Source organism: Alcanivorax sp. 97CO-5 (assembly GCF_000524665.1).
Classification (GTDB): domain Bacteria; phylum Pseudomonadota; class Gammaproteobacteria; order Pseudomonadales; family Alcanivoracaceae; genus Alcanivorax; species Alcanivorax borkumensis.
In genome coordinates this window covers 101762-121955 of the sequence record NZ_KI965907.1, presented here as the reverse complement: position 1 = coordinate 121955, position 20194 = coordinate 101762, and the positions used below count along the sequence as shown (strand labels likewise).

At 56.0% G+C, this 20194-nt stretch carries 17 protein-coding genes and 1 pseudogene; 5 read left to right on the top strand and 13 right to left on the bottom strand.

The window, feature by feature from the left end:
- The gene (locus Y017_RS13985; RefSeq protein ID WP_035461625.1) at window positions 1-987 is read right to left on the bottom strand and encodes a YheT family hydrolase; all 987 of its coding nucleotides are present in this window, start codon (window positions 985-987) and stop codon (window positions 1-3) included.
- 105 nt (window positions 988-1092) lie between these two features.
- On the opposite strand from Y017_RS13985, the gene Y017_RS13980 reads away from it, so the two are divergent.
- The 5 genes and pseudogenes from Y017_RS13980 (at window position 1093) to Y017_RS13965 (ending at window position 3772) form a co-directional block, all read left to right on the top strand.
- Entirely contained in the window at window positions 1093-1815 is a 723-nt protein-coding gene (locus Y017_RS13980) for a 16S rRNA (uracil(1498)-N(3))-methyltransferase (protein WP_035461584.1), read from the top strand.
- A pseudogene (locus tag Y017_RS15600) lies at window positions 1805-2088 on the top strand (DUF1294 domain-containing protein); the annotation flags it as partial. The gene Y017_RS13980 and the pseudogene Y017_RS15600, both read left to right, overlap by 11 nt.
- Before the next feature lie 12 nt (window positions 2089-2100).
- Window positions 2101-2220 (top strand): DUF1294 domain-containing protein, encoded by a 120-nt coding sequence (locus Y017_RS15500; protein WP_231483532.1) that lies wholly within the window; start codon window positions 2101-2103, stop codon window positions 2218-2220.
- Between the two features lie 106 nt (window positions 2221-2326).
- Complete coding sequence (locus Y017_RS13970) at window positions 2327-3181, top strand: DMT family transporter (protein ID WP_051428788.1); 855 nt, start codon at window positions 2327-2329, stop codon at window positions 3179-3181.
- A gap of 15 nt (window positions 3182-3196) precedes the next feature.
- Entirely contained in the window at window positions 3197-3772 is a 576-nt protein-coding gene (locus tag Y017_RS13965) for a DJ-1/PfpI family protein (RefSeq protein ID WP_011587391.1), read from the top strand.
- A gap of 61 nt (window positions 3773-3833) precedes the next feature.
- Here Y017_RS13965 and Y017_RS13960 read toward each other — a convergent pair whose 3' ends face one another.
- From Y017_RS13960 to Y017_RS13905, 12 genes are all read right to left on the bottom strand, one after another.
- On the bottom strand, window positions 3834-4451 hold the full coding sequence (locus Y017_RS13960) for a YoaK family protein (protein WP_231483531.1): 618 nt from the start codon (window positions 4449-4451) through the stop codon (window positions 3834-3836).
- A 162-nt stretch (window positions 4452-4613) separates the two neighbouring features.
- Window positions 4614-5156, bottom strand: a complete 543-nt coding sequence (gloA, locus tag Y017_RS13955) for a lactoylglutathione lyase (RefSeq protein ID WP_011587393.1) — start codon at window positions 5154-5156, stop codon at window positions 4614-4616.
- A 226-nt stretch (window positions 5157-5382) separates the two neighbouring features.
- Window positions 5383-6342 (bottom strand): SPFH domain-containing protein, encoded by a 960-nt coding sequence (locus Y017_RS13950; protein WP_011587394.1) that lies wholly within the window; start codon window positions 6340-6342, stop codon window positions 5383-5385.
- Window positions 6343-6417: 75 nt separating this feature from the next.
- Complete coding sequence (locus tag Y017_RS13945; protein ID WP_011587395.1) at window positions 6418-6891, bottom strand: NfeD family protein; 474 nt, start codon at window positions 6889-6891, stop codon at window positions 6418-6420.
- Between the two features lie 216 nt (window positions 6892-7107).
- Window positions 7108-7596, bottom strand: coding sequence for a peptidylprolyl isomerase (locus Y017_RS13940; RefSeq protein ID WP_035461581.1), 489 nt, complete (start codon window positions 7594-7596; stop codon window positions 7108-7110).
- Between the two features lie 295 nt (window positions 7597-7891).
- On the bottom strand, window positions 7892-8446 hold the full coding sequence (locus tag Y017_RS13935; protein WP_035461579.1) for a cytochrome b: 555 nt from the start codon (window positions 8444-8446) through the stop codon (window positions 7892-7894).
- 63 nt (window positions 8447-8509) lie between these two features.
- Window positions 8510-9508, bottom strand: a complete 999-nt coding sequence (locus Y017_RS13930) for a lysophospholipid acyltransferase family protein (protein WP_011587398.1) — start codon at window positions 9506-9508, stop codon at window positions 8510-8512.
- Window positions 9501-10508 (bottom strand): MBL fold metallo-hydrolase, encoded by a 1008-nt coding sequence (locus Y017_RS13925; RefSeq protein ID WP_035461578.1) that lies wholly within the window; start codon window positions 10506-10508, stop codon window positions 9501-9503. Before Y017_RS13925 ends, Y017_RS13930 begins: the two co-directional genes overlap by 8 nt.
- Complete coding sequence (locus Y017_RS13920) at window positions 10505-10960, bottom strand: chemotaxis protein CheW (protein ID WP_035461577.1); 456 nt, start codon at window positions 10958-10960, stop codon at window positions 10505-10507. The genes Y017_RS13925 and Y017_RS13920 overlap by 4 nt, the downstream gene beginning before the upstream one ends.
- 72 nt (window positions 10961-11032) lie before the next feature.
- Window positions 11033-12064, bottom strand: coding sequence for a chemotaxis protein CheB (locus tag Y017_RS13915; protein ID WP_035461574.1), 1032 nt, complete (start codon window positions 12062-12064; stop codon window positions 11033-11035).
- Window positions 12061-19158, bottom strand: coding sequence for an Hpt domain-containing protein (locus Y017_RS13910; protein WP_035461572.1), 7098 nt, complete (start codon window positions 19156-19158; stop codon window positions 12061-12063). The genes Y017_RS13915 and Y017_RS13910 overlap by 4 nt, the downstream gene beginning before the upstream one ends.
- 156 nt (window positions 19159-19314) lie before the next feature.
- On the bottom strand, window positions 19315-20193 hold the full coding sequence (locus tag Y017_RS13905; RefSeq protein ID WP_035461570.1) for a protein-glutamate O-methyltransferase CheR: 879 nt from the start codon (window positions 20191-20193) through the stop codon (window positions 19315-19317).
- Window position 20194 lies beyond the last annotated feature (1 nt).

Below are 20194 nucleotides of genomic sequence, written 5' to 3'. Positions count from 1 at the left end.
TCAGCGAATCCCGAAACCTTGCACAAACGCTAATAGCCGTTGTTCTAACCAGTAACGCTGGCTTTTGTAGCCGACAAAGCCCACATGCCCACCGTAATCGCTTACCTCCAGTGTCACCGCTGGCCCGAGCTCTTCCTGCCGGGGTAACGTTTGTGGAGTCATAAACGGGTCGTCACGGTTTTGCAGCATCAACGTGGGGGTGCGGATTTGTAGCAACTTGGGACCCGCGGAGCATTGCGCGTAATAATGCCAGGCACTCCGAAAGCCATATAACGGGGCGATGATCTGGTCGTCGTAGCGCCAAAACGAACGGATGCTATTCATGTTCAGGCGATGTAGTCGTTTGGCCTCCGGGGGGTTGACCTTGTCCAGATGGATTTTCTGCCTTTCGAAGTTGGTCAAAAGGTTTTTTAACAGGTGTTGGCGGTACAACTTCGACAAGCCTTGATCCAGCCGGTTGGCACAGATATCCAGCCGCAAGGGAGCACAAATGGTGGCTACGGCACTGAGGTGGTTGTTGTCCCGGTGGGCCAGCCAGTTCAGTAGCCGGCTGCCGCCTAGAGAGACGCCGATGGCAATGCGGTGGCCAGTGGGGTTTTCGTGGAACACATGGTCGATCACTGCATCCACATCATCCACTTCGCCCGCGTGATAACACAACGCGGTGTCGTTGGGTTTTTTGGCCCCGCGACTGTTGATGGCCACAGAACGGATTCCCGCTTCAGCCAACACTTTTTGTATGCCGCGCATGTAATGGGAGTCGCTGCACCCGGATAGCCCATGTAATAACATCACCGTCAGCTGCCCGGGTTGGCTCTGTGGTCCGGCCCAGTCTAGCAACAGATAATCACCGTCTTTCAGGTTCAGCCGTTCCGTGCGCCGCGTCACTTCCGGCAGGGTGCGGCCCATGGGCCCCCACAGGGTTTGCAGGTGGGGGTTGCGTAACCATAGTGGTGGCCGGAATGCCGACTGTACAATCTCGCCCATAGGCAATGTCTCATCCATCGGGTTGGCAAAATCACGCCGGGGGCGTGGCGCAGGTATGGTAGCCTTTTGTTTTTCCCGCTGGCACCTATTCGTGATGGAGATTCCATGCCGCGCCGCTTTTTTGATGATCAGAACTTTCATGTAGGTCAGCTTGTAGAGTTGGGTGCTAGCGCCAGCCACCATATTGGCAAGGTGTTACGCATGGCGGTGGCTGATGAATTAGTGGTGTTTAACGGCCGCGGCGGTGAATGGTTAGCGCGTATCTCTGCCATCAGCAAAAAGGCGGTCTGCATTGAGCCGCTTACGTTCACGGATGAAGATCGTTGCGCTCCTTTGGCGGTGACGGTGGCGTTGCCGATGATCAAAGGCGAGCGCATGGACTATGCGATCCAGAAGGCCACTGAGCTGGGCGCCACTGCCCTGGTGATCCTGGACACGGAACGTTGTGAAGTCCGCCTAAAGGGTGAGCGTCAGGAAAAGAAGCTGGGCCATTGGCTGCAAGTCGCTATTAGTGCCTGTGAGCAATGTGGCCTGAACCGGGTGCCGGTGGTGCACGGCGTGCTGAGCCTGCGTGACTGGCTGACATCTGATCTTCCCGCCCTGAAGTTGATAGCCCATCCGGGCGAAAAGCCCTTCTCTGCGGCTACCTTGCAGGGGCAAACGGAGCTGGCGTTGCTGACGGGGCCGGAAGGTGGCTTTTCCAATGATGAATTACAGCAGGCGGCGGATGCGGGCTTTAGCCCGTTCGCGTTAGGCAACCGGGTGTTGCGAGCGGAAACCGCCCCGGTGGCGTTGCTGGCGGCCCTGTGGGCCTGGCATGGCCACTAAGGGGAAGGGCCGGCCCCGGAGATCGCGCCGTCGCACAGGTTCCAAGGCAGTTGCTGCATCGGGCATCATCGCGGCACTGATGGCCCTTGCAGTGTTTGCGCTAGTGTTGGGCATTTATGCCCGCCACAACAGCCTGCTGCCCTACTTGGCAGGCGTTTATGCGGTGCCGTCGGTGCTTGTATTCGGGCTTTATGGGTGGGATAAGCGCGTCGCCGTGCGAGGGGGTTCTCGTACTTCTGAGCAAAGCTTGCACCTATTGGCGCTGGCCGGGGGTGGCCCGGTGCGATGTTGGCTCGTTCTCTGTTTCGTCACAAAACCCGTAAGCAACCGTTCACTGGAATTTTCTGGTGCACGGTGCTGTTTAATGTGGGCACGGTAAGTGTGTTGCTGGGCGAGGTGGGCTAGCCGCACGCAAAAGGCAGGGAGAGGGTATGCCGTTAATCGGCCAGAAAAATAGCCGAGTGGAGATCCGGCCAAGATCCATCGTGAACGCACTATGGGTGGTTTGTTGATGTCAGCGAAACGTAGCCTGGTCTTGACGGCTTTGGCGATGCTGGCTTTTGCGGCCAATTCGGTGTTGTGCCGTTTGGCGTTGCGTGAAGGCGCCATTGATGCCGCCAGCTTCACCGCAGTGCGTTTGCTGTCCGGAGCGCTGATGTTGGCGCTGATCCTGTTGCTGCGAGACCGGCAAGTGAAAGCCATGGTCACACAGGGTAATCATGGCTCGGCCTTAGCGTTGTTTGTTTACGCCGCCGGGTTTTCGCTGGCTTACGTGGCGCTCGCCACAGGTACGGGCGCCTTGCTGCTGTTCGGCGCGGTGCAGGCCACCATGGTGGGTGTTGGTTTATATCGTGGGGAGCGCTTGGCGCGAGCCCAGTGGCTGGGGCTGGCATTGGCGCTGAGTGGCTTGGTGGCGTTGATGTTGCCCGGCGCGACGGCCCCGCCGCTGGCGGCAGCAATAGTGATGCTGGTGGCAGGTGCAGCCTGGGGTGTGTACTCCCTGCGGGGCAAGGGCGCGGCCGACGCCACGGCGGTCACCGCGGGCAATTTCCTGCGTGCATTGATCTGGCTGCTACCGTTGGCGCTGTTCGCTTGGCCGAGCCAATGGCCAAAGGTGTCGGGGCTGGTGTATGCGGCGTTGTCCGGTGCCCTGGCATCGGGAGCCGGTTACGCTACCTGGTATCTGGCGTTGCGTGGGCTGGCTAGCTCTACGGCAGCCACGGTGCAATTGAGCGTGCCGGTGCTTGCAGCGCTGGCGGGCGTATTGTGGATGGATGAGGCGCTCACTCTGCGTCTGGTGCTGGCATCGGCGGCCATTCTGGGCGGCATTACTCTGGTGATTCGGCGCGTTTCTTCTGCTAAATAATCTATAGGAACCGTCATGCAGCAAATCGGGATTGTGATCTACGATGATGCCGAGGTATTGGATTTTGCTGGCCCTTATGAGGTGTTTGCTACGGCGGCTCGCTTGTGTGAGGTCACGCCTTGGTGTGTTTCATTGATCAGTGAAACCATAACGGTGATGGCTCGTGGAGGGTTTTCCGTGCAAAGCCACTTCACCCTAGATGATCATCCGCCGCTGGATGTGTTGTTGGTTAGTGGGGGTGTACATACTCAGGCCATCCGTAACCCTGCCCTGCTTTGCGCAATTCGCCGGGCTGGAGAGCCGGCTGGTTGGGTGACGTCGGTCTGCACCGGTGCGTTTCTGTTGGCCAAGGCGGGGTTGCTTTCCAATGAAAAAGTGACAACGCACTGGGAAGATCTTGCTGAGCTACGCGCGGGTTTTCCTGACCTAGACGTTCACAGCGAAGTGCGTTGGGTTGAAGATGGAAACCGACTCACTTCTGCGGGTATTTCTGCGGGTATCGATATGAGTCTGCATTTGGTTGAGCGGTTGCACAGCCGTGAGCTGGCCGAGCGCACCGCCCGGCAGATGGATTATGCCTGGCAGCAATGACGTCTGCGGCTCTGGTTCTCCGACCAATTAACGTGGTGACCCTGCGTGGATACGGATGGCGTTAGCGGTGTTGTCGGCTGTATCCCCAATAAATTACCGCTAGTAACGCGGCTAAGGTTGCCGGCGCGATCAGCGCAGAAAAATGCAGCAGGCGGAATAATAAAGTGCCGATGACTCCGCCACAGATAAAGCCGCTAATCAGCAAGAGAAACAGCAACAGCCGGCGCCCATTGAGAGGAATACCGCGCAAACGGTTGCCGAGCATGATGCCCAAATCAGTGAAGATCCCTGACAAGTGAGTGGTGCGAATGATGGAGCCGCTGTAAGTGGTGACCATGGCGTTTTGCAAGCCGCAGGCCATGGATGCCAGATAGACACCGATATCATTGCCACGTTGCAGAAATAGCATCGCCAAGATGAGTAGGGCCGCTTCAATCAGCAGGGAAAAACCGTAGTGGCGGCCAAGTTTGAGGGCCGTGCTGGTAATGAGTAAGCCGCTGAGGATGGCGCCGGCGAGAAAGCTTATCAGGGTGAAAAGCAGGTGTAATACATTGCTGAGAGCTAATTCGGCCAATGCCAGGCCTAACAGTGATGAGGTGCCTGTCAGGTGAGAAACGGATTGATGGCTAAAGCCCAGTAGCCCTACGGCATTGACACTGCCCGCCAGAAACGCGAGCAAAAAGGCTCCAACTTCGACCCAGGGAGGAAGGCGTGTCAGCAAGAAAACCCCCAATGTTTAACCGCAGTGATGGCGGTATTGTAGCATGGGGGCTGATTCTTTTTTTCGTTCCGATCTAACGAGCCGGACGGGGTTTTACTACGATAGTACGCAACATGATGATTAGGATTGCTGTTGTTCCATCATGTCGGCCTGAAGAATCTCAATCCAGTAACCATCGGGGTCTTTGATAAAAGCGAGACCTTTCATTTTGCCGTCATCCGGACGCTTGACGAAAGTCACATCCATTTTCTCAAAGCGCTCGGCAGCGGCATATACATCGGGAACGGTGATACCGATATGGCCGAAACCCTGGGGCTCAGCATTGCCGTCATGGTAAGAAAAGTCTGGATCCTCTTCGCTGCCCCAATTGTGGGTTAGCTCTAGCATGGCTTCACGACCGAAGGTGAAAGTCAGTCTCTGGGCATCATTTTTGGGTACGTCTCCCGCTTCTTCCTCACTTAGATAGCCAAGAAAATAAAGGCTAAATTTCATTTCAGGGAAATCAAGCTTGCGCACCAGTCGCATGCCCAGCACTCGGGTATAGAAATCCAGACTGCGTTTCGGATCTTTAACGCGCAGCATGGTTTGATTGAATAGGTATTCTTGGGTTACCTCGTCCGGATGCTCGAACAAGCCGTTGGCTTTTTCAAAATGACGGGACATGGTGACTCCTGAATCTTTGTAATGGGATATCAAGGCTATTGGGGTGATAAGAAGAGAATGCAAGCCTTGCAGGTGAGTTTGAAATTTGAAGTTGAAAAGGCGCGAGATTGTGTGTTGAATTTTGCGCGGTAGTGGCTGTGAAAGGCGCCTGGCGCTGCGGCGCGGGGAAAGCGGTTTCGATTACCGCTTTTACCCCGGTCGCGCTTTTCAATTTTTAACGTGCTCCTCAGGCCGGGGTTTTTTCCACGGTCTTAAGGACTTTTTGCAGGCTGGCGACGGTGCCGCCGATATCGCTGAGGCCCTGGGGGAGCAGCATGGTGGTGGATTCCTTGGCAACTTTTTCGAAGGCGGTCACGTATTGCTCTGCAATGCGCAGGCTAACGGCTTCCTGGCCGCCGTCTTCCTTCACGGCTGCGGCAACCTGGCGCAGACCTTCGCCGGTGGCGGTGGCAATCAGTTCAATTTGCTGAGCGCGCCCTTCCGCTTCATTGATCTGTTTCATTTTTTCACCTTCAGAGATATTGATCATCTCCTGTTTCTCACCCTCAGAGCGGTTAATCGCTGCCTGGCGGTCACCCTCGGAACGGTTAATCGCTGCTTGGCGTTCACCTTCGGATTCAGCAACCACGGCGCGACGTTCACGTTCGGCACGAACCTGTTTCTCCATGGCATCTTTGATGGAGACGGGAAGGTTAATATCGGCTACTTCGTAACGTAGGACTTTTACACCCCAGGGCTGTGCGGCTTCGTCCACAGCTCTAACTACTTCCATGTTAATTTCGCCGCGCTCTTCGAAGGTTTTGTCTAGATCGATTTTACCGATAACGGAGCGCAGAGTAGTTTGAGCCAGCTGCTGGGCAGCCATGACATAGTCGTCTACACCGTAACTGGCAGCTTTGGGGTCGACCACTTGTAGATACATCACGCCGTCGATAGAAACTTCGATATTATCTTTGGTAATACAGCTTTGGCGCGGTACGTCGCGAACAATTTCTTTCTGAGAATGTTTGTAGGCGACACGATCAATAAAAGGCATCAAAAAGTGTAGGCCAGCATCCATGGATGACTGGTATTTTCCCAGCCGTTCAACTACATAAATTTCTCGCTGGGGAACGATGCGAATTACCATAAACAGTAAAACGACAACGCCGAGGGCGAGCAGTCCGGAAATAATCAAACCAGCCATGGGTACAGTTCCTTATTGTGTCGAAAGTCAAAGTAGCGATAAAAACGAAAAGTGGGATGTTCGACTGTCACGGAGTCAGTTTTTTTGAGTGTCTTGTGGGGATATCACGGGCCAAGGTTCCACGGTGAGCCAAAGCCCTTCGTGTTGGGTGATGCGCACTATATCCCCTGGATTAAGGGGGTGGCTGCATTGTGCCTGCCAGCGGGCACCGCGATAGTTTACGGTACCCGTGCCTTTGGCAAAGGCTTCAGCCACGGTGGCTCTGTGGCCGATCAAGCCAGCGCTGTCTTCTTCGCCTTCTCGTTGCTGTTCGCGGCCCATCAGTTTGTCGTTAAGAACGCGTCGCACAAAGACCAGTGATAACAGGCTGGTGATCGCGAAAACGGTGAGCTCCCAGGTGGTGTCGTCGAGCAGGCCAATAAATTTAAGGCTGCCCACCAACAAAGCGGCAATGCCGAAGAAAATCACAACCAGACCGGAAATGGCAAATTCGGCAATCACCAACGCGAGTCCTGCGATGATCCAGTAACTGTACTCCGGAAGATCCATGCCTGTGCCCCTTTGTATTATTCTGATGCACAAAGATAGCATGTTGATGGCAGGTACGTCGGTAGGAAAAGACTGAAAATGATATAGCGACAAGCTACGAGCTAGAACGCGGCCCTAAATCTATGGTTTTGTGCGGTTCACGGTAAAAGCGCGGGCGCAAGTGGATCAACCTGGAAAGCTTACCCCGCGTTGTAGCTCAGTGGCTTGACGCCAATTTTAGTGCTGGTGCCCACCAGCGCCATGGGCATGCTTATGGGCTATTTCCTCGTCGGTGGCATCACGAATATCTGTGATGTCGACAACGAAACGCAGAGCCTTACCCGCCAAGGGGTGATTGGCGTCCACGTCGACAGTTTTTAGGCCCACCTTCAGGATGGTGAGCATACGTGGGCCTTCGTCGGTGGAGACGGTGACGACTTTGCCTGGCTCAAGCTTACCAGCGTGTTTCAGGTACTTGCGGGAGATGCGTTGGAACAGCGTGTTGTCGTACTCACCATAGCCGTCTTCAGGGCTGATGGTCACATCCACGTTGTCGCCGGTCGCTCTTCCTTCCAGCGCTGATTCCAAGCCCTTGATGATATTGTTGTAACCATGCAGGTAGGCCATAGGCTCGCCGTTGTCTCGGGAATTTTCAATTTCGCTACCATCGTCGGCGTTGAAGAGGCGGTAGTGCAAGGTGGCGACCTTGTCATTTTGGATAGTCATGCAAGCTTCTCTTGGGGGAAAAAATGTGAGGAGCCGTTGGACGGCCCAGTGCACAGGCATTGTGCCGCCACAGCGGGGTACAGGCAATCTGCCCTCTTGCTTGCACAATAGTTTTCCGACCAGTGAGGGGCGGGTCTACAGTCTGTGCAGAAGGATTCGGGAGGCGAGGGTGGCCGGTGCTGTTTGTTTAGATGGGGAGCGTTAGCGTTGGTAGGAGACCGTTAGCAGGCGAGCCCTTTTCCACTCGACTGCACGTTGTCTCCTACACTGCACGGATAGAGGGAAATGAAGTCTATTACAGCGTGTCATTGTGTTTGCCTGGGAGCATGCGCTGTAGGGTCGTATCTCTGTTGATGAAATGGTGCCACAGTGCCCCTGCGATATGAATGACAACTAGCGTTAGCAGAATGGTCCACAGCACGTCTTTGTGAATGAACGCGATTTGCTTGGCTAGATCCATATTCACCGTTACCAGTTGAGGTACAGTGAGAGCGCCAAAAATTTCGATGCTCTTGCCAGCAAGCTGACGCATGGCAAAGCCGCTGAGGGGCATGGCCAAGATGACTATGTATAGCAGCCCATGCACAAGGCTGGATAATTGACGCTGCCAAACAGCACCAATCGGCGTCGGCCTAGGGTAAAGGGCGCGGCCATAAAGCCGAATGAGTATAACGACTAGGGCGGTTAGCCCTAAGGAAAAGTGTAGCATTTTCCACCATTCGCGCATGGGGTCACTTTTCTCGTAGAACTCATGAAGCTCTACGGCACCCCAGACCGTCACCAGTAGCAAAACCACTAGCCAGTGAAGCCCTTTATGTAATGGGTGCCAGTTCGTCGGTTTAGTTGCCATAGTGCCCCCCTTTTTGTTAACCGAAGTTTACTAGTAGAAGGTTAACCAATGCTTAAGACTGTTTTACTGATCTTTGTCAGTGTCAGGGTGCAAGCCGAGAGACTTGCGGTCCTCCCCTTGTCGGATGCGGTGAAGCAATTGCAGGGAGTGTCTGTACCAATTGCGCCGACCGCGTGGGCCCCATTTGAAGCGCTTGTATGTCCATTGGTATTGGCCCGGATTGCGGTCAATACAACGCTGCAGGCCAGCGTTCATGGTGGTGAGGATTTCCATGGTATCGCTAGCCTGTTCGATTTCCGGGGCCTCCTCGAAATGGAGCTGGATATCTTTCACCCCACCCTCGCCACGGATGCACGAAACGATAAATACATGGGGCCGATAGCGTTGTACCAGTTTATCGATCAGGGCAGGGGTGGGCACCTCATAGCCAAAAAAAGGAACCACCGGATTGCTGCGGTTTCCCGGGTTATGGTCGGAGAGAATGCCTAAGGTGCCGCCAGCTTTCATGGCCGCCAGCGCTTTTTTGACCCCCTGACTATTGGTGGGAATGAGGACGGAGCCGGTGCGCTCCCGGGCCGCTTTGACCATGGCATCCATTAAGGTGGCCGGGTGGGGTTGGTACATGATTAAGGTCTTTTCGCGGTTTCCCTTATCGCCTAAATACAGATTGCTGATTTCCCAGCTCCCCTGGTGCAAGGACAACATGAGTACGGGGCGCTCGCTAGCGCAAGCATCGAGAAAGGCTTGTTCGCCGTGGATCTGGGTAACTCGGGCAAGGGTCTCTTGGACCGGGCGGTGCCAGACATGGCTGAATTCGGTGAGGGTGCGCCCCAGTTCCGCCATGCTACGGCGACCGATGCGTTTGGCTTCGGCCAAGGACATGCTTGGGTGGGTCGCAAGCAAGTTAATTAGCACCACTCGATAGGCGCTGGCGTAGCGTAGCGGCGCCAGGGTAATCAGGGTGGCTACAAAGGCGCCGAAAGCGGTGGCCAAGGGTAATGGTAACCAAGCCAGTAGACGAACCACCAGCCATAGGCGGCGGCCTTGATATTGTTTATTCATGTGTTAGTTCAATGGTCAGGGTTTCGCCGTGTTGCGGAACCTGAAAATGTACGTATTCGATGTGTTGCTCTGAGAGTGCTTTGGCCAAGGCTTTCGGCGGTGCATCCATGGGTTCATCCGTCAGCACGAAGGTGCCCCAATGCATGGCGAGAGACTGACGAGCCTGGATATCTTGATGAATTTTTACCGCCTCCGCGGGATTAATGTGCACAGGGGACATAAACCAGCGCGGCTCATAGGCTCCAATGGGCAATAATGCCAGATCTACCGGTCCGAATACCTGAGCAATTTCGTTAAATAATGGTGCATAACCGGTGTCGCCCGCAAAATAGAGGCTGAAATCCGGGAAATTTAGGCGCCAGCTGCACCACAGTGTTTGGTTATGGTCGTTAGGGCCGCGCCCGCTGAAGTGCTGGGCGGGCAGGCAGAAAGCCTCGACCTGGCCGTGATAGTCATTTTGCCACCAGCCTAGCTCGATGATTCTTTCTACCCCCAGTTTGCGCAGCCAGGGAGCAATACCTTCGGGCACGAACCAAAGAATATCGCGGCCGAAACGTTTCTGTAATTGTTTTACTGAGGCTTTATCTAGGTGGTCATAGTGGTTGTGCGATATCAATACCGCATTGATGTCGGGCAGCTGATCCACGGTCAGTGCCGGCGGTACCGCCCGTTTCGGCCCCGCAAAGCTAAAGGATGAGCAGCGGTTGGAGAATACCGGGTCGGTGAGCAGGTTCCAGCCATGGTGCTGAAACAGGTAAGTAGCGTGACCGATCCAGGTGATCTGAGGCCGATGGCCTGGCTTGTGCAATTGCTCCGGGTCGGGTCTGTGTAATGGGAAGGACTGGTGCGCCGGGAAGCGCCCTCGGGAGTCCCATTGCCAGCGCAAAAAAGCACCGAGGCCGTGGTGTGGGGTGGCAAAGCGGTTGCGAAACGGTTTCCCGCTGCGGGGGCTGGTGGACTCTTCCGCCGCCAGGATGGCTAGTCTGTCACGATCAATCATGCCGGTTTCTGCAGCCCCGCCACGGCGCCTTCAATGGCGTCTAGATCAGGAATCACCGCTAGGTCGCCACCGGCCTGAATGTACATGGTTTCAGCAGGTCCGGTATCCATCGGTTCTTCCACCGGGTCATCTTTGCTCACTTTCAGTAGACGAGGAATCCCTTGCACTATCACGGCATAAAAGGGTACTTGGCTAGTCACCGTATTCAGCACTGCTATACGAGCATCCTGACCAATGGTGACCTGGCCTGACTCGTTGAGCTTTTCGAATGACAGCAGCGGGATTTGCTGGTCGCGCCAACTTAGCCAACCCAGCAGCCACTCCGGTCCATGGCCAGGGCGATCTGGTTGGCGCAGTGGAATCACCTCAGCCACCACAATATTGGGCACCAGCCAAGGGCGCCCCTGCATAGGGATCAGCAGACTGGAAATATCGGAGGGCAACTGCGCCATAGTGCTGTTCCTTCTTTTGTCATCGTGTCTCTCGTCGCGGGCTGCGGGGCCGAGCACGAGCCGTTACGGTTGTTAATACTCTGGATGCTTTGGGAATGGGTTTTGTGTCAGTTCCCTTCTTACTCGTTCCACCAGTTGTAGTGCAAGTTGTTCTGGTGAGCCGCTAAAGCTCACGCAGCCGGTTTCGCGTACCGAATCCGGTTGGCTGCTGACCGCGCAGGTTTCTGCGCTTTGTGCCCATACCGGGCAGCCAGTGGCTGCCAGACGCGGGGCGGCGATAGCACCGTCGTTGCCCATTCCGGAAAATAGAATGGCCCCGCATGCGCGAGCAAAGCCTTCGCCCCCATACTGGATCACCTGGTCGATGGACGGCGCATAGGGGCCTTCCCAGGGTGCACCGGTTGACTGGATACGGCCGTCGTGACGAAAGCGTACCGCATATTTCACCGGCACAATGGCCAGCTCTCCGTGGCGCAGGGCTTCACCATCAACCCCGATCTTGCAGTGAATCGAGTTGTCTCGGCCCAGCACCCCGCACAGGGTATCTAGAAAGCGCCCGTCAATGTGTTGTGCCAGAACAAAGGCCACTGGCAGATTGGCCGGCAGGCAGTCAAGAAACCGTTTCACCGCGGCCGGTCCGCCCAAGCTGGCGCCCAGTACCCACACTTGCCGGGGCCGGTCGCCGGGGCGAATGGCATGAAACTCCCGAGGCTGGGGAATGCGTACTTGGGGCGGGCGCGCGGGAATTACCTCAAGCCGCTCTTCTGCTGCCGGTTTGCCGATAAAACTCACCAGTTTGGTGACTAGGCGCCGTTCCCATTTGGGATAGAGGACGTCGGTGCGAGCCGGTGCCTGGCCGTCACAAAACAGGATCGGCACTTCAGCTCGCTCCAGCAGGTCATCAAGAAACTGCTGCCAGCGATCTTCACTGGACAGATCAACAACCAGCAGATCCAGCGCGTCAGTTTCCAGCCAGCGATCCTCCAAGGTTTCGGGTTCGGTGCTGACTACGACCTGATAACCCTGGCTTTTCACTGCGCTGGAGAGCAGGTGCCCTTGCAATGTGCTGTCGGCAATAACGCCAACACGCCCGGGCGCGGTCATCCGTTATCCACTTCCTGCAGTTCACCAAGCAGCTCGCGAATGGTGGAAAGCAGTTCGTTCTCTTGGAACGGTTTGCCGATGTAGCAGTTCACGCCAATATCGAAGGCCCGTTCGCGGTGCTTCTCGCCGGTACGGGAGGTGATCATGATGATTGGCACATTTTGTAAGCGGCTGTCGTGCCGCACATGGCTGGCCACTTCGAAACCGTCCATGCGGGGCATTTCGATATCCAGCAGCATTACATCCGGACGAATATCTTCCAGCTTGGCAATGGCATCCATGCCGTCCTTGGCGGTGACCACTTCGTAGCCATTACGTTCCAGCAGGCGGGTGGTCACTTTGCGCACGGTAACCGAGTCATCAGTGACCATGACCAGCGGAGTTTCGCGTTGGGGTAGGGCTTCTTCTTCGGGTTCTTGAGGCAGGGCCGGAACCGCCTCATCCGAGATAAGGGCAGTGGTTTGCACATGAGCGGCACGAATCAGGGAATGGATATCAAGAATGATGACTACGGAACCATCCCCGAGGATGGTGGCGCCGCTGATGCCGGCTATGGTCGCTAGCTGCGGGCCTACGGCTTTGACCACCACTTCCCGGGAACCAACTAGTTCATCTACCACAATAGCCACGGTATGTTCGGTACTGCGAATTAGCAGTACCGGCATGGGGGTGGTTTGATTCTCCAAATGCGGTACACGGTTGCCGTGAACAAAGTGCCCCAGATACTGTAACTGGTAATCTTGGCCCACATAGGTATAGACCGGATTCTCTTCTTCGAAGTAGTGCTGTAATTCGAAGGGGCTGATTCGCACGATGCCTTCGATCTGATTCAACGGGATTGCGTAGGAATCGTCGGCGGCTTTTACCATCAAGGCGCGGTTCATGGCCAAGGTGAACGGCAGCCGAATGATGAAGCGTGTACCTTGCCCTTTATGGGAGTCGATGGCGACTGAACCCCCCATTTGCTTGATTTCGCTGGCCACCACGTCCATGCCTACTCCGCGGCCTGAGATCTGAGTTACTGCGGCGGCAGTAGAGAAACCGGCGTGGAAGATGAATTGTTGGATTTCCTGTTCGCAGAGTTGGGCGTCTTCGGCGATTAGGCCTTGTTCTATTGCTTTCTCGCGCACCGCATCGGTGTCGATACCCTTGCCATCATCGGAGAGGGTGATGACAACCTCTCCTCCTTCGCGGCCCAGTTCGAGGTTTATATGTCCAGTAGGGTTCTTGCCTGCGGCATTGCGAGCATCACCGGTTTCGATGCCATGATCCACGGCATTACGGAGCATATGCTCTAGTGGGGCGACCACGCGCTCCATCAGGGAGCGATCCAGTTCCCCTTCCGGATTGATCACATCGAAGTCTACCCGCTTATCCACTTCACCGGAGATTTGGCGAACAATACGGCGCAGCCGTGGCACCAAACGGCTGAATGGCACCATGCGGGTGCGCATCAGCTTTTCCTGCAGCTCGGTATTAATGCGCGCTTGCTGTAGTAGCAAGGTTTCCGTGTCTTTATTACGGTCCAGCAGGGTGTTCTTCAGGTCTAGCAAGTCAGAGGCGGACTCGGAGAGCTGCTTGGCAATCTGGTGCAGTTCGGAGTACTGGTCCATTTCCAGCGGATCGAAGTCCTCGTCGTGTTCGCCGAGATCCACGCCCTTCTGATAGTTGGACATGATGTGCGCTTCTGTTTCCGAGTCCAATCGGCGTAATTGTTCGTAGAGGCGCTGTACGGTGTTGCCCATCTCTTCTACGTTGAAGGCAAACTCAGTGATGCCCTGCTCGACCCGGCCACGGTTGATAGAGGTTTCCCCGGCTAGGTTTACCAATGCTTCAAGAACATCGGCGCCGACTCGAACCATTTCCTGTGGTTGCGCTTGAGCCTGTCGCTGACGGCGGGCGTCTTTTTGCGGTTGCTGGGGGGCCGGCTGAGGAGGGGCGGTTAGTAAGGTATTAAGCTGATCGGTGGTGTTTGCCCCCTGGGCGGCGGGCGTATTGGCTCGTGCCGCCGCCGCGACGGACTCCATGCCCCGGTTGATTTGATCATGCCAGCGGAGCATGGGCTGGAAATCGCTTGGTGCCGGGGTTTGACGACGACGCTCCAGCGCCAGTAAATAGTTTTCAAAATTGTGGCTGATATCACCCAGTTGCTTGAGCCCGGCCAGCCGTGCACCGCCTTTAAGGGTATGTAGCGCCCGTTTTAAGTCGTCGGTGAAGTCTGTGCTTTGCGGATTATCCCTCCAGGAGGTTAGGCAGGCATCAATGATTTCCGATAGTTCTTCGGACTCCTCCAGGAAAATATTCAGAATCTCAGGGTCGCTGTCCGCTTGCCATGCATCATCAGCCGCCGGGGTTGATGATGCGGATTCATGGCTGGTCGCGGGAGGGTTTTGCTCAACCACGTCGGCAGAGGGGGGGCTGGGGTGTACCGTTTGTATGGCTGATAATGCGGGCAAGGCAAAGGTTACGGGGTTAGCCATATAGTCGTGGATAGCGGCGATCAGTACCCCGCCATTTGGCAGCGGTTGGTTGGTTCTCAGTGCCTCCACCATCTCAGCCAGTTGGTCATGACAGCGGTGAAGCAAATCAAATAAGCTGGGTTCGATAGCCAGTTGGCTTTGGGCCAGTCCTTCGTACAGGGTTTCCAGTTCATGGCCTAGGTCTCCCAGCTCCGGGACTTCGGCCATGCGAGCCCCCCCTTTGAGGGTGTGCAGATCCCGTTGTAGGGATTGCAGTTCAATCAGGTTGTCCTGTTGACTGATCCACAATTCCAGACTGTTGCCGGCAGACTCAAGAATTTCATCCGCTTCTTCCAGAAAAATTTCCACCAACTCTGGGTCGCGCTTCGGTTGAGGGGGCACATCAATGGACGCGGGTGCGTCCTCAATCGTAATGGGGGCGCCAGTGGTGTTGGGTTGTGGGGTGGCCAAGCTGTTTTTTTGCTCGCTATGTTCAGCATGATCGGCGGGTTGAGTGCCACCCTCGTCGCGGCCTGAGGGAGTGTCAGGCTTGGGGGCATCGCCACGGATGAACGCCTGAATGGCAGCCATGAGTGCCGGGGCATCGGCAGGGGGAGTGTTGGCCTGCAGATTTTCGATCATCATTGCCAGGCTGTCGTGGCATTGGTGCAGTAGGTGGAACAGCGCCGCGTGGGATTCCAGTTGCCCCGCGTTATAGCTTTCGTAAAGGTTTTCCAGTTCGTGGGCCAGGTCTCCCACCGGAGCGACACCGGCCATGCGCGCGCCGCCTTTCAGGGTGTGCAGGTCACGCTGCAGGCTGCTGACGTTGCTGTTGTCGCCGGCCTCCCACTGGTCGAGGCTGTGGCTGGCGGACTCGAGGATTTCCTCGGCCTCTTCCAGGAACAGCGCCATTAGCTCCGGGTCCATGTGGGCTTCGTAGCGGTGACTATCCGTGGTGTGTTCAGCCCGTTCGGTCACTACAACTGTGCTGCCCAGTGTAATGTCGCTGCTGCTGTCGGCCAGGCCGCCGTTAGGGTCGTCGCCTCCCGTCAGCTTACGCAGGGCCTCTACTAATTCTTGTTTCGCGCGGACGGTCTGGCCGGCGGCTAGGCAGTCCATCATATTCATCAGCGCTTCTTGGCCTTCACTGGCTAAGGTGAATAGACGCTCGCTGTAAGCCAGATGAGCGCTCTGCACCGCGCTGTAACAGCCCGTCAGCGCTGCGGCCAGATCGTGGATTTCGTTGAGGTCGGCGGTGGCAGCGCTGTTGGCAAGCCGTTCCAATGCATCGCTCAGGTGCAACAGTTCATCGGTGTGCTCGGGGTGCTGTGCCCACTGGCTTAGTAGTGGCTCCGAATCTACGATCAGATCCATGCCTTCGGACAGGAAAATAGAAAGAATGTGCGGGTCTGGATCGTTGCTGCTGCTATCTTGCAGTTGATCGCGTTGCTGATTCAGGGAGTGGACCAATTCGTCGGCGCCAGGTAGATGACCTGGGGGGCGCGAGGTGATTTTATCCAGGCTGGCGAGAATCAAGTCATGGGTTTTAGCCAGTAGAGTTATCTGCTGCTGGTTGGCCCGGCGGTTGCTGCTAATCAGATCCCGTGTCAGTTTTTCTGCTGGCTCGGCTACTTCGGCTACTGCTTCGATTTCGGCCATCCGCGCGCTGCCCATAAGAGTATGTAGGGCACGGTGGACACCGTCATCCACCGGGTGCTCGGACAGGTCGGTGTCGTTGTTGGCCAGCCATTGAGCAATTAGTGCCAGGCTGCGACGGGCTTCGCTGGAAAAGATTTCCAGCAACATGGGGTCTGGGCCACTTTCGTTGCTGTCCTCTTCAAAGGGGGCGCAGCTCATGTCCGGGATGTCGGATAGGCTTTCTATGGATGCATTGCTGGTATCGCTATCAGCGTCGTCAGCGGGTTCCTGTTCTGGTAAATCCAGGCTGATGCCTTCGTCGATTCCAGTGGGATCGTTGTCCGCTGGAAGCAGGTATACATCATCCCTGCTGCTCTCTGTCTCCCAAGGATTGAGGGCGTCTTCGCTGGCAGCAGCTTCAAAGGCGGCCAGGTCCTCAGTGGACAGGTCATTGTCGGCAGGCTCGCAATTAGCGCTGTCGGTTAGTGCTGGTTCGGTTAGTTCTAGGTTCTCGTTTTCGCTGGCGTTGTCTAGAGTGATGTATTCAGCGTCCGCAGGGCTGTCAAGAGTGGCATCGGCGGCGGTGTCCATGACGATGTCGTCGAGAATTCCTGCGTTGTCATTACTGTGGGTGGTGTTGCTAGCCGCACCGCCCAAGGTGGGGACCTGCCCGATCTGGCCACCATTGGCTAGGGTGTCGGCGGCGTCGATTAAAGGCTGTACGTCGAATGGGTCGGTTTGGCGCAGCGTAAAAGCATCGACCAATGCAGGTACTCGGTTACGGACTTCCTGCACCAGGGCAATCAGCACGGCGCTGGGCTCAATGGTTCGGTCGATAACCCGGTTGAGCATATTTTCCACGGACCAGCCCAGTTCGCCCACGGTGCTGGCGCCGACCATGCGGCCAGATCCTTTCAGCGTGTGGAAGGCGCGGCGGAATTCTACCAAGGATTCGTCATCGCTGGTGTTGGCGACCCAGCGAGGGAAGTACTGGTCTAGTGCGTCCAGCACCTCGCCTACTTCTTCCTGAAAGATCTCAATGATTTCGTCATCAATCAGATCATCGTCTTGCGCCTGAGTTTCGGTAGCCGCTGTAGCCGGTGTTTGCGGTTCCTCTTCTGGTTCAGCCGGTACGGTGATTTCCAGGGGGGAATTGATCCGCGCCTCATCGTTGCTGCTATTGTTATCTTGCGGTTCGGCTTTATCAGTAAAACCGGACCAGGCGTCCATATCATGTTCCAGGGCGCTGCTACCCATGTCCGAAGTGGCTAGTTCAATGGATTTAACATCACTATCGACAAAGTTTTGTTCTTCTAGCAGTGGATAGCCCAGAATTTCCACACTGGAACGGGCCAGCTGGAGGATATCATCGGTGGTTTCCGGGTCGTCACTCAGACGCTCTAGGTAATATTCTACTGAGGTAATGGCGTCAGCTAGGGTGTCCATGCTGCGCCAGTCAGGCTTGGGCTGATCTACGGCGAGAAGCTTTTCTTCGATGAATTGCACGCACTGCTGCAAAATCAGCGCGGGTTTGCCCAGCTGAATCACCTCCAGACCGCCGCGCACGGCATTCAGGCGTGCTGGTACCTCTTGCAGAGGCTCGGGGTTCCATTGTGAGGCGATGAATTCCACGATGCCGTCTTTGGCTTCTTCCAGTCCAGCGCGGCATTCGCGAAGTACAGCATCCATCGCTTGGCCTACATGGCTAGGCATATCGTCGCCTTGGCGACTGTGGCTGGCGTTACGGCGGTCGCCGCCGATACCCGCCAAGGTCGCTTCTACATAGAGCAGCGCGCCGGCGATATCCATCAGGGTTTCACGTTCGGCAGGTGCTTTGCCGGCCACGATACCTTCCATAGCGTGCAGTTGTTCTTCCACCAGCGCGCGAGGTTGGCCAAGGCCCAGTACGGCCACGGTGTCGGCCACCTGTTTCAGGGTAAGGGTAAGGGGCTGCAGCTTGCTGGTGTCGGTGTCGCCGCTGTGAACAAAACGCTCTAGGGTGTCTTTGACGGTAGTGAGTTCTTCGGAAAGCGCCTGCACCACGGAGCTCATGGCCTGGGCGTCCGGGCCGGTCATCCGCTGGCGCTCTGTGTTGACTAGGTCATCGGAGGGCAGTGCCTCGTCCAGCCGAAAACGGGCCTGGACATCACGGATGCGGGGGCTGTCCACGTCGGCTTTGGCCACGTAGTAAAGAAGGTTCTTGATCAGATCGGTGGGGGCGGGGCGGTTGAGGCTGGCGGCGCCGTCCACAGCCAGCTCCCGTAGATTGCGGTCGACGTGGCCGAGCATGAGTTTCACCGAAGAGCCAAGGATAATGGCGTCTTCTGAAAGGCCTTCTACCAGTGCATTACTAATCGACCATAGCGGTGCACGAGGCGCGTCGCCGGTGACTTGCTCCAGCTTGGTGAAAACCTTGGCCATGTAGCCCAGGTTCTTGCCTATATTATCGTTACGCAGAATGCCTAGCAGGGCGGTTTGGAACATCTGGCGGATCTTTTTCGCCAGCTGGGTAAAGTGGGGATCGTTGAGCTTGTCGTCACGAATCTGGCCTTGGCCGGTTGCTTCGCTGAGGTCCGGCTTGAATAGGGCGGTTTCCGACAATAGCGATTCACCGCGCGCTGCGCGCAGATCATTGAGCAGCGGCAGCAGGACCACCGGCAGGTCACGGCGGTTGCTGGCGACTCGGTCCAGGTACGGAGGCAGCTGCAGGATCGCCCGCATCAGGGTTTCCTGACTGTCAGCCACATTGCTCACGTTGCCGTTGAGCAGGGCTTGGGCTAGTTTCTCCATTTCCTCGGCGAACAGTGCCGCACCGTAGAACTCAACCATCTGCAAGGTGCCGTACACCTGATGCAGGTGGGTCTGACAGAAGCGCATACGAGTGGTGTCGTTCGGATTGTTCTCGAAAGATTCCAATGTCTGCTGCGCTTGGTTCAGGGTTTCCTGGATTTCCCCGCGAACCCAGTCCAGAGCCAGATAATCGTGACGGTCACTCATGACGTCTCCTGTCATATATAAACCCGCCTTTTGGGTGGGACGGCTTTTTTAATGCGCAACATGCAGCATCCTCGTGTTGATGATTGCTGCTTAGTGCTACCCCAAGTTTTTTTCTTTTATGCGTGCCGCGTGTTGTTTTATTTCTTTCTGTGTTTGTTATTTACAGCGCCGAAATGCCAGTGTATCGGCAAAATGGACCCGCTCCAGGTCCGGGTGTTGCCAGTCGGTAACTTCACCGGGGCCAAGTATCAGAATGCCTCCCGGTGCGAGCCGTTCTGCCAGTCGGTTCAGGATCTGGCGCTTACGCCAACGGCGAAAATAAATCAGCATGTTCTGACAAAAAATTAGGTCCATGTTGTTCATTGGCGCAGTGCTAAGATCCAGCACGTTCAGTCGAGCAAAACAAATGCGTTCGCGCAGGTCGCGGGTGATTTCTACTGTTTGCCCGTTGTTGCTAGGCGTGAAATATTTCTGCCGTATCAACGGGTCAACCTGCAGCACTCGGCGCGCTGCATATTCGCCTTTGCGGGCTTTTGCTAAGGTGGGCAGGCTGATATCCGTGGCGGTGATACCGTAAAACAGTTTTTGTTCGCTAGTGGAAAATTGTTCGTTAATTATAATGGCGAGGGAGTAAGCCTCCTCGCCGGTGGAGCAGCCCACGCTCCACACGTCTAGGCTGGCCCCACCCGGTTGCTCGGCCATGAAGCGTTGGCTAAATTCTTCCACCAGTGCGTAAGAGCCTGGATGCCGAAAGAAGCTGGTTTCCTGGACGGTTAAGCGGTCCACCAGTACCGACCACTCCATGACCCGTGACTGGGTCGAACCCATAACTAAGTGTTCGTAATAAGTCTCGTAGTCTTCAATGCCCAGCTCGCGCATGCGCATGTTTAAGCTGGTTTCGAGGAAGGTCTTGCGTTCGTTAGACAGCGTCATGCCGGTGCGGTCTTCCAGCAGCGTTTGCCACAGCTGGAATTGCTCCGCATTCATAGTGGGCATGCGTTTGATCGACCAGCGATCTGTCATTGCAGCACCCATG

Bases quoted from the DNA above. Each gene is read 5' to 3' on its own strand.
- Y017_RS13985 (WP_035461625.1), bottom strand. From the start codon at position 987: ATGGGCGAGATTGTACAGTCGGCATTCCGGCCACCACTATGGTTACGC.
- Y017_RS13980 (WP_035461584.1), top strand. From the start codon at position 1,093: ATGCCGCGCCGCTTTTTTGATGATCAGAACTTTCATGTAGGTCAGCTT.
- Y017_RS15500 (WP_231483532.1), top strand. From the start codon at position 2,101: ATGTTGGCTCGTTCTCTGTTTCGTCACAAAACCCGTAAGCAACCGTTC.
- Y017_RS13970 (WP_051428788.1), top strand. From the start codon at position 2,327: ATGTCAGCGAAACGTAGCCTGGTCTTGACGGCTTTGGCGATGCTGGCT.
- Y017_RS13965 (WP_011587391.1), top strand. From the start codon at position 3,197: ATGCAGCAAATCGGGATTGTGATCTACGATGATGCCGAGGTATTGGAT.
- gloA (WP_011587393.1), bottom strand. From the start codon at position 5,156: ATGTCCCGTCATTTTGAAAAAGCCAACGGCTTGTTCGAGCATCCGGAC.
- Y017_RS13950 (WP_011587394.1), bottom strand. From the start codon at position 6,342: ATGGCTGGTTTGATTATTTCCGGACTGCTCGCCCTCGGCGTTGTCGTT.
- Y017_RS13945 (WP_011587395.1), bottom strand. From the start codon at position 6,891: ATGGATCTTCCGGAGTACAGTTACTGGATCATCGCAGGACTCGCGTTG.
- Y017_RS13940 (WP_035461581.1), bottom strand. From the start codon at position 7,596: ATGACTATCCAAAATGACAAGGTCGCCACCTTGCACTACCGCCTCTTC.
- Y017_RS13935 (WP_035461579.1), bottom strand. From the start codon at position 8,446: ATGGCAACTAAACCGACGAACTGGCACCCATTACATAAAGGGCTTCAC.
- Y017_RS13930 (WP_011587398.1), bottom strand. From the start codon at position 9,508: ATGAATAAACAATATCAAGGCCGCCGCCTATGGCTGGTGGTTCGTCTA.
- Y017_RS13925 (WP_035461578.1), bottom strand. From the start codon at position 10,508: ATGATTGATCGTGACAGACTAGCCATCCTGGCGGCGGAAGAGTCCACC.
- Y017_RS13920 (WP_035461577.1), bottom strand. From the start codon at position 10,960: ATGGCGCAGTTGCCCTCCGATATTTCCAGTCTGCTGATCCCTATGCAG.
- Y017_RS13915 (WP_035461574.1), bottom strand. From the start codon at position 12,064: ATGACCGCGCCCGGGCGTGTTGGCGTTATTGCCGACAGCACATTGCAA.
- Y017_RS13910 (WP_035461572.1), bottom strand. From the start codon at position 19,158: ATGAGTGACCGTCACGATTATCTGGCTCTGGACTGGGTTCGCGGGGAA.
- Y017_RS13905 (WP_035461570.1), bottom strand. From the start codon at position 20,193: ATGGGTGCTGCAATGACAGATCGCTGGTCGATCAAACGCATGCCCACT.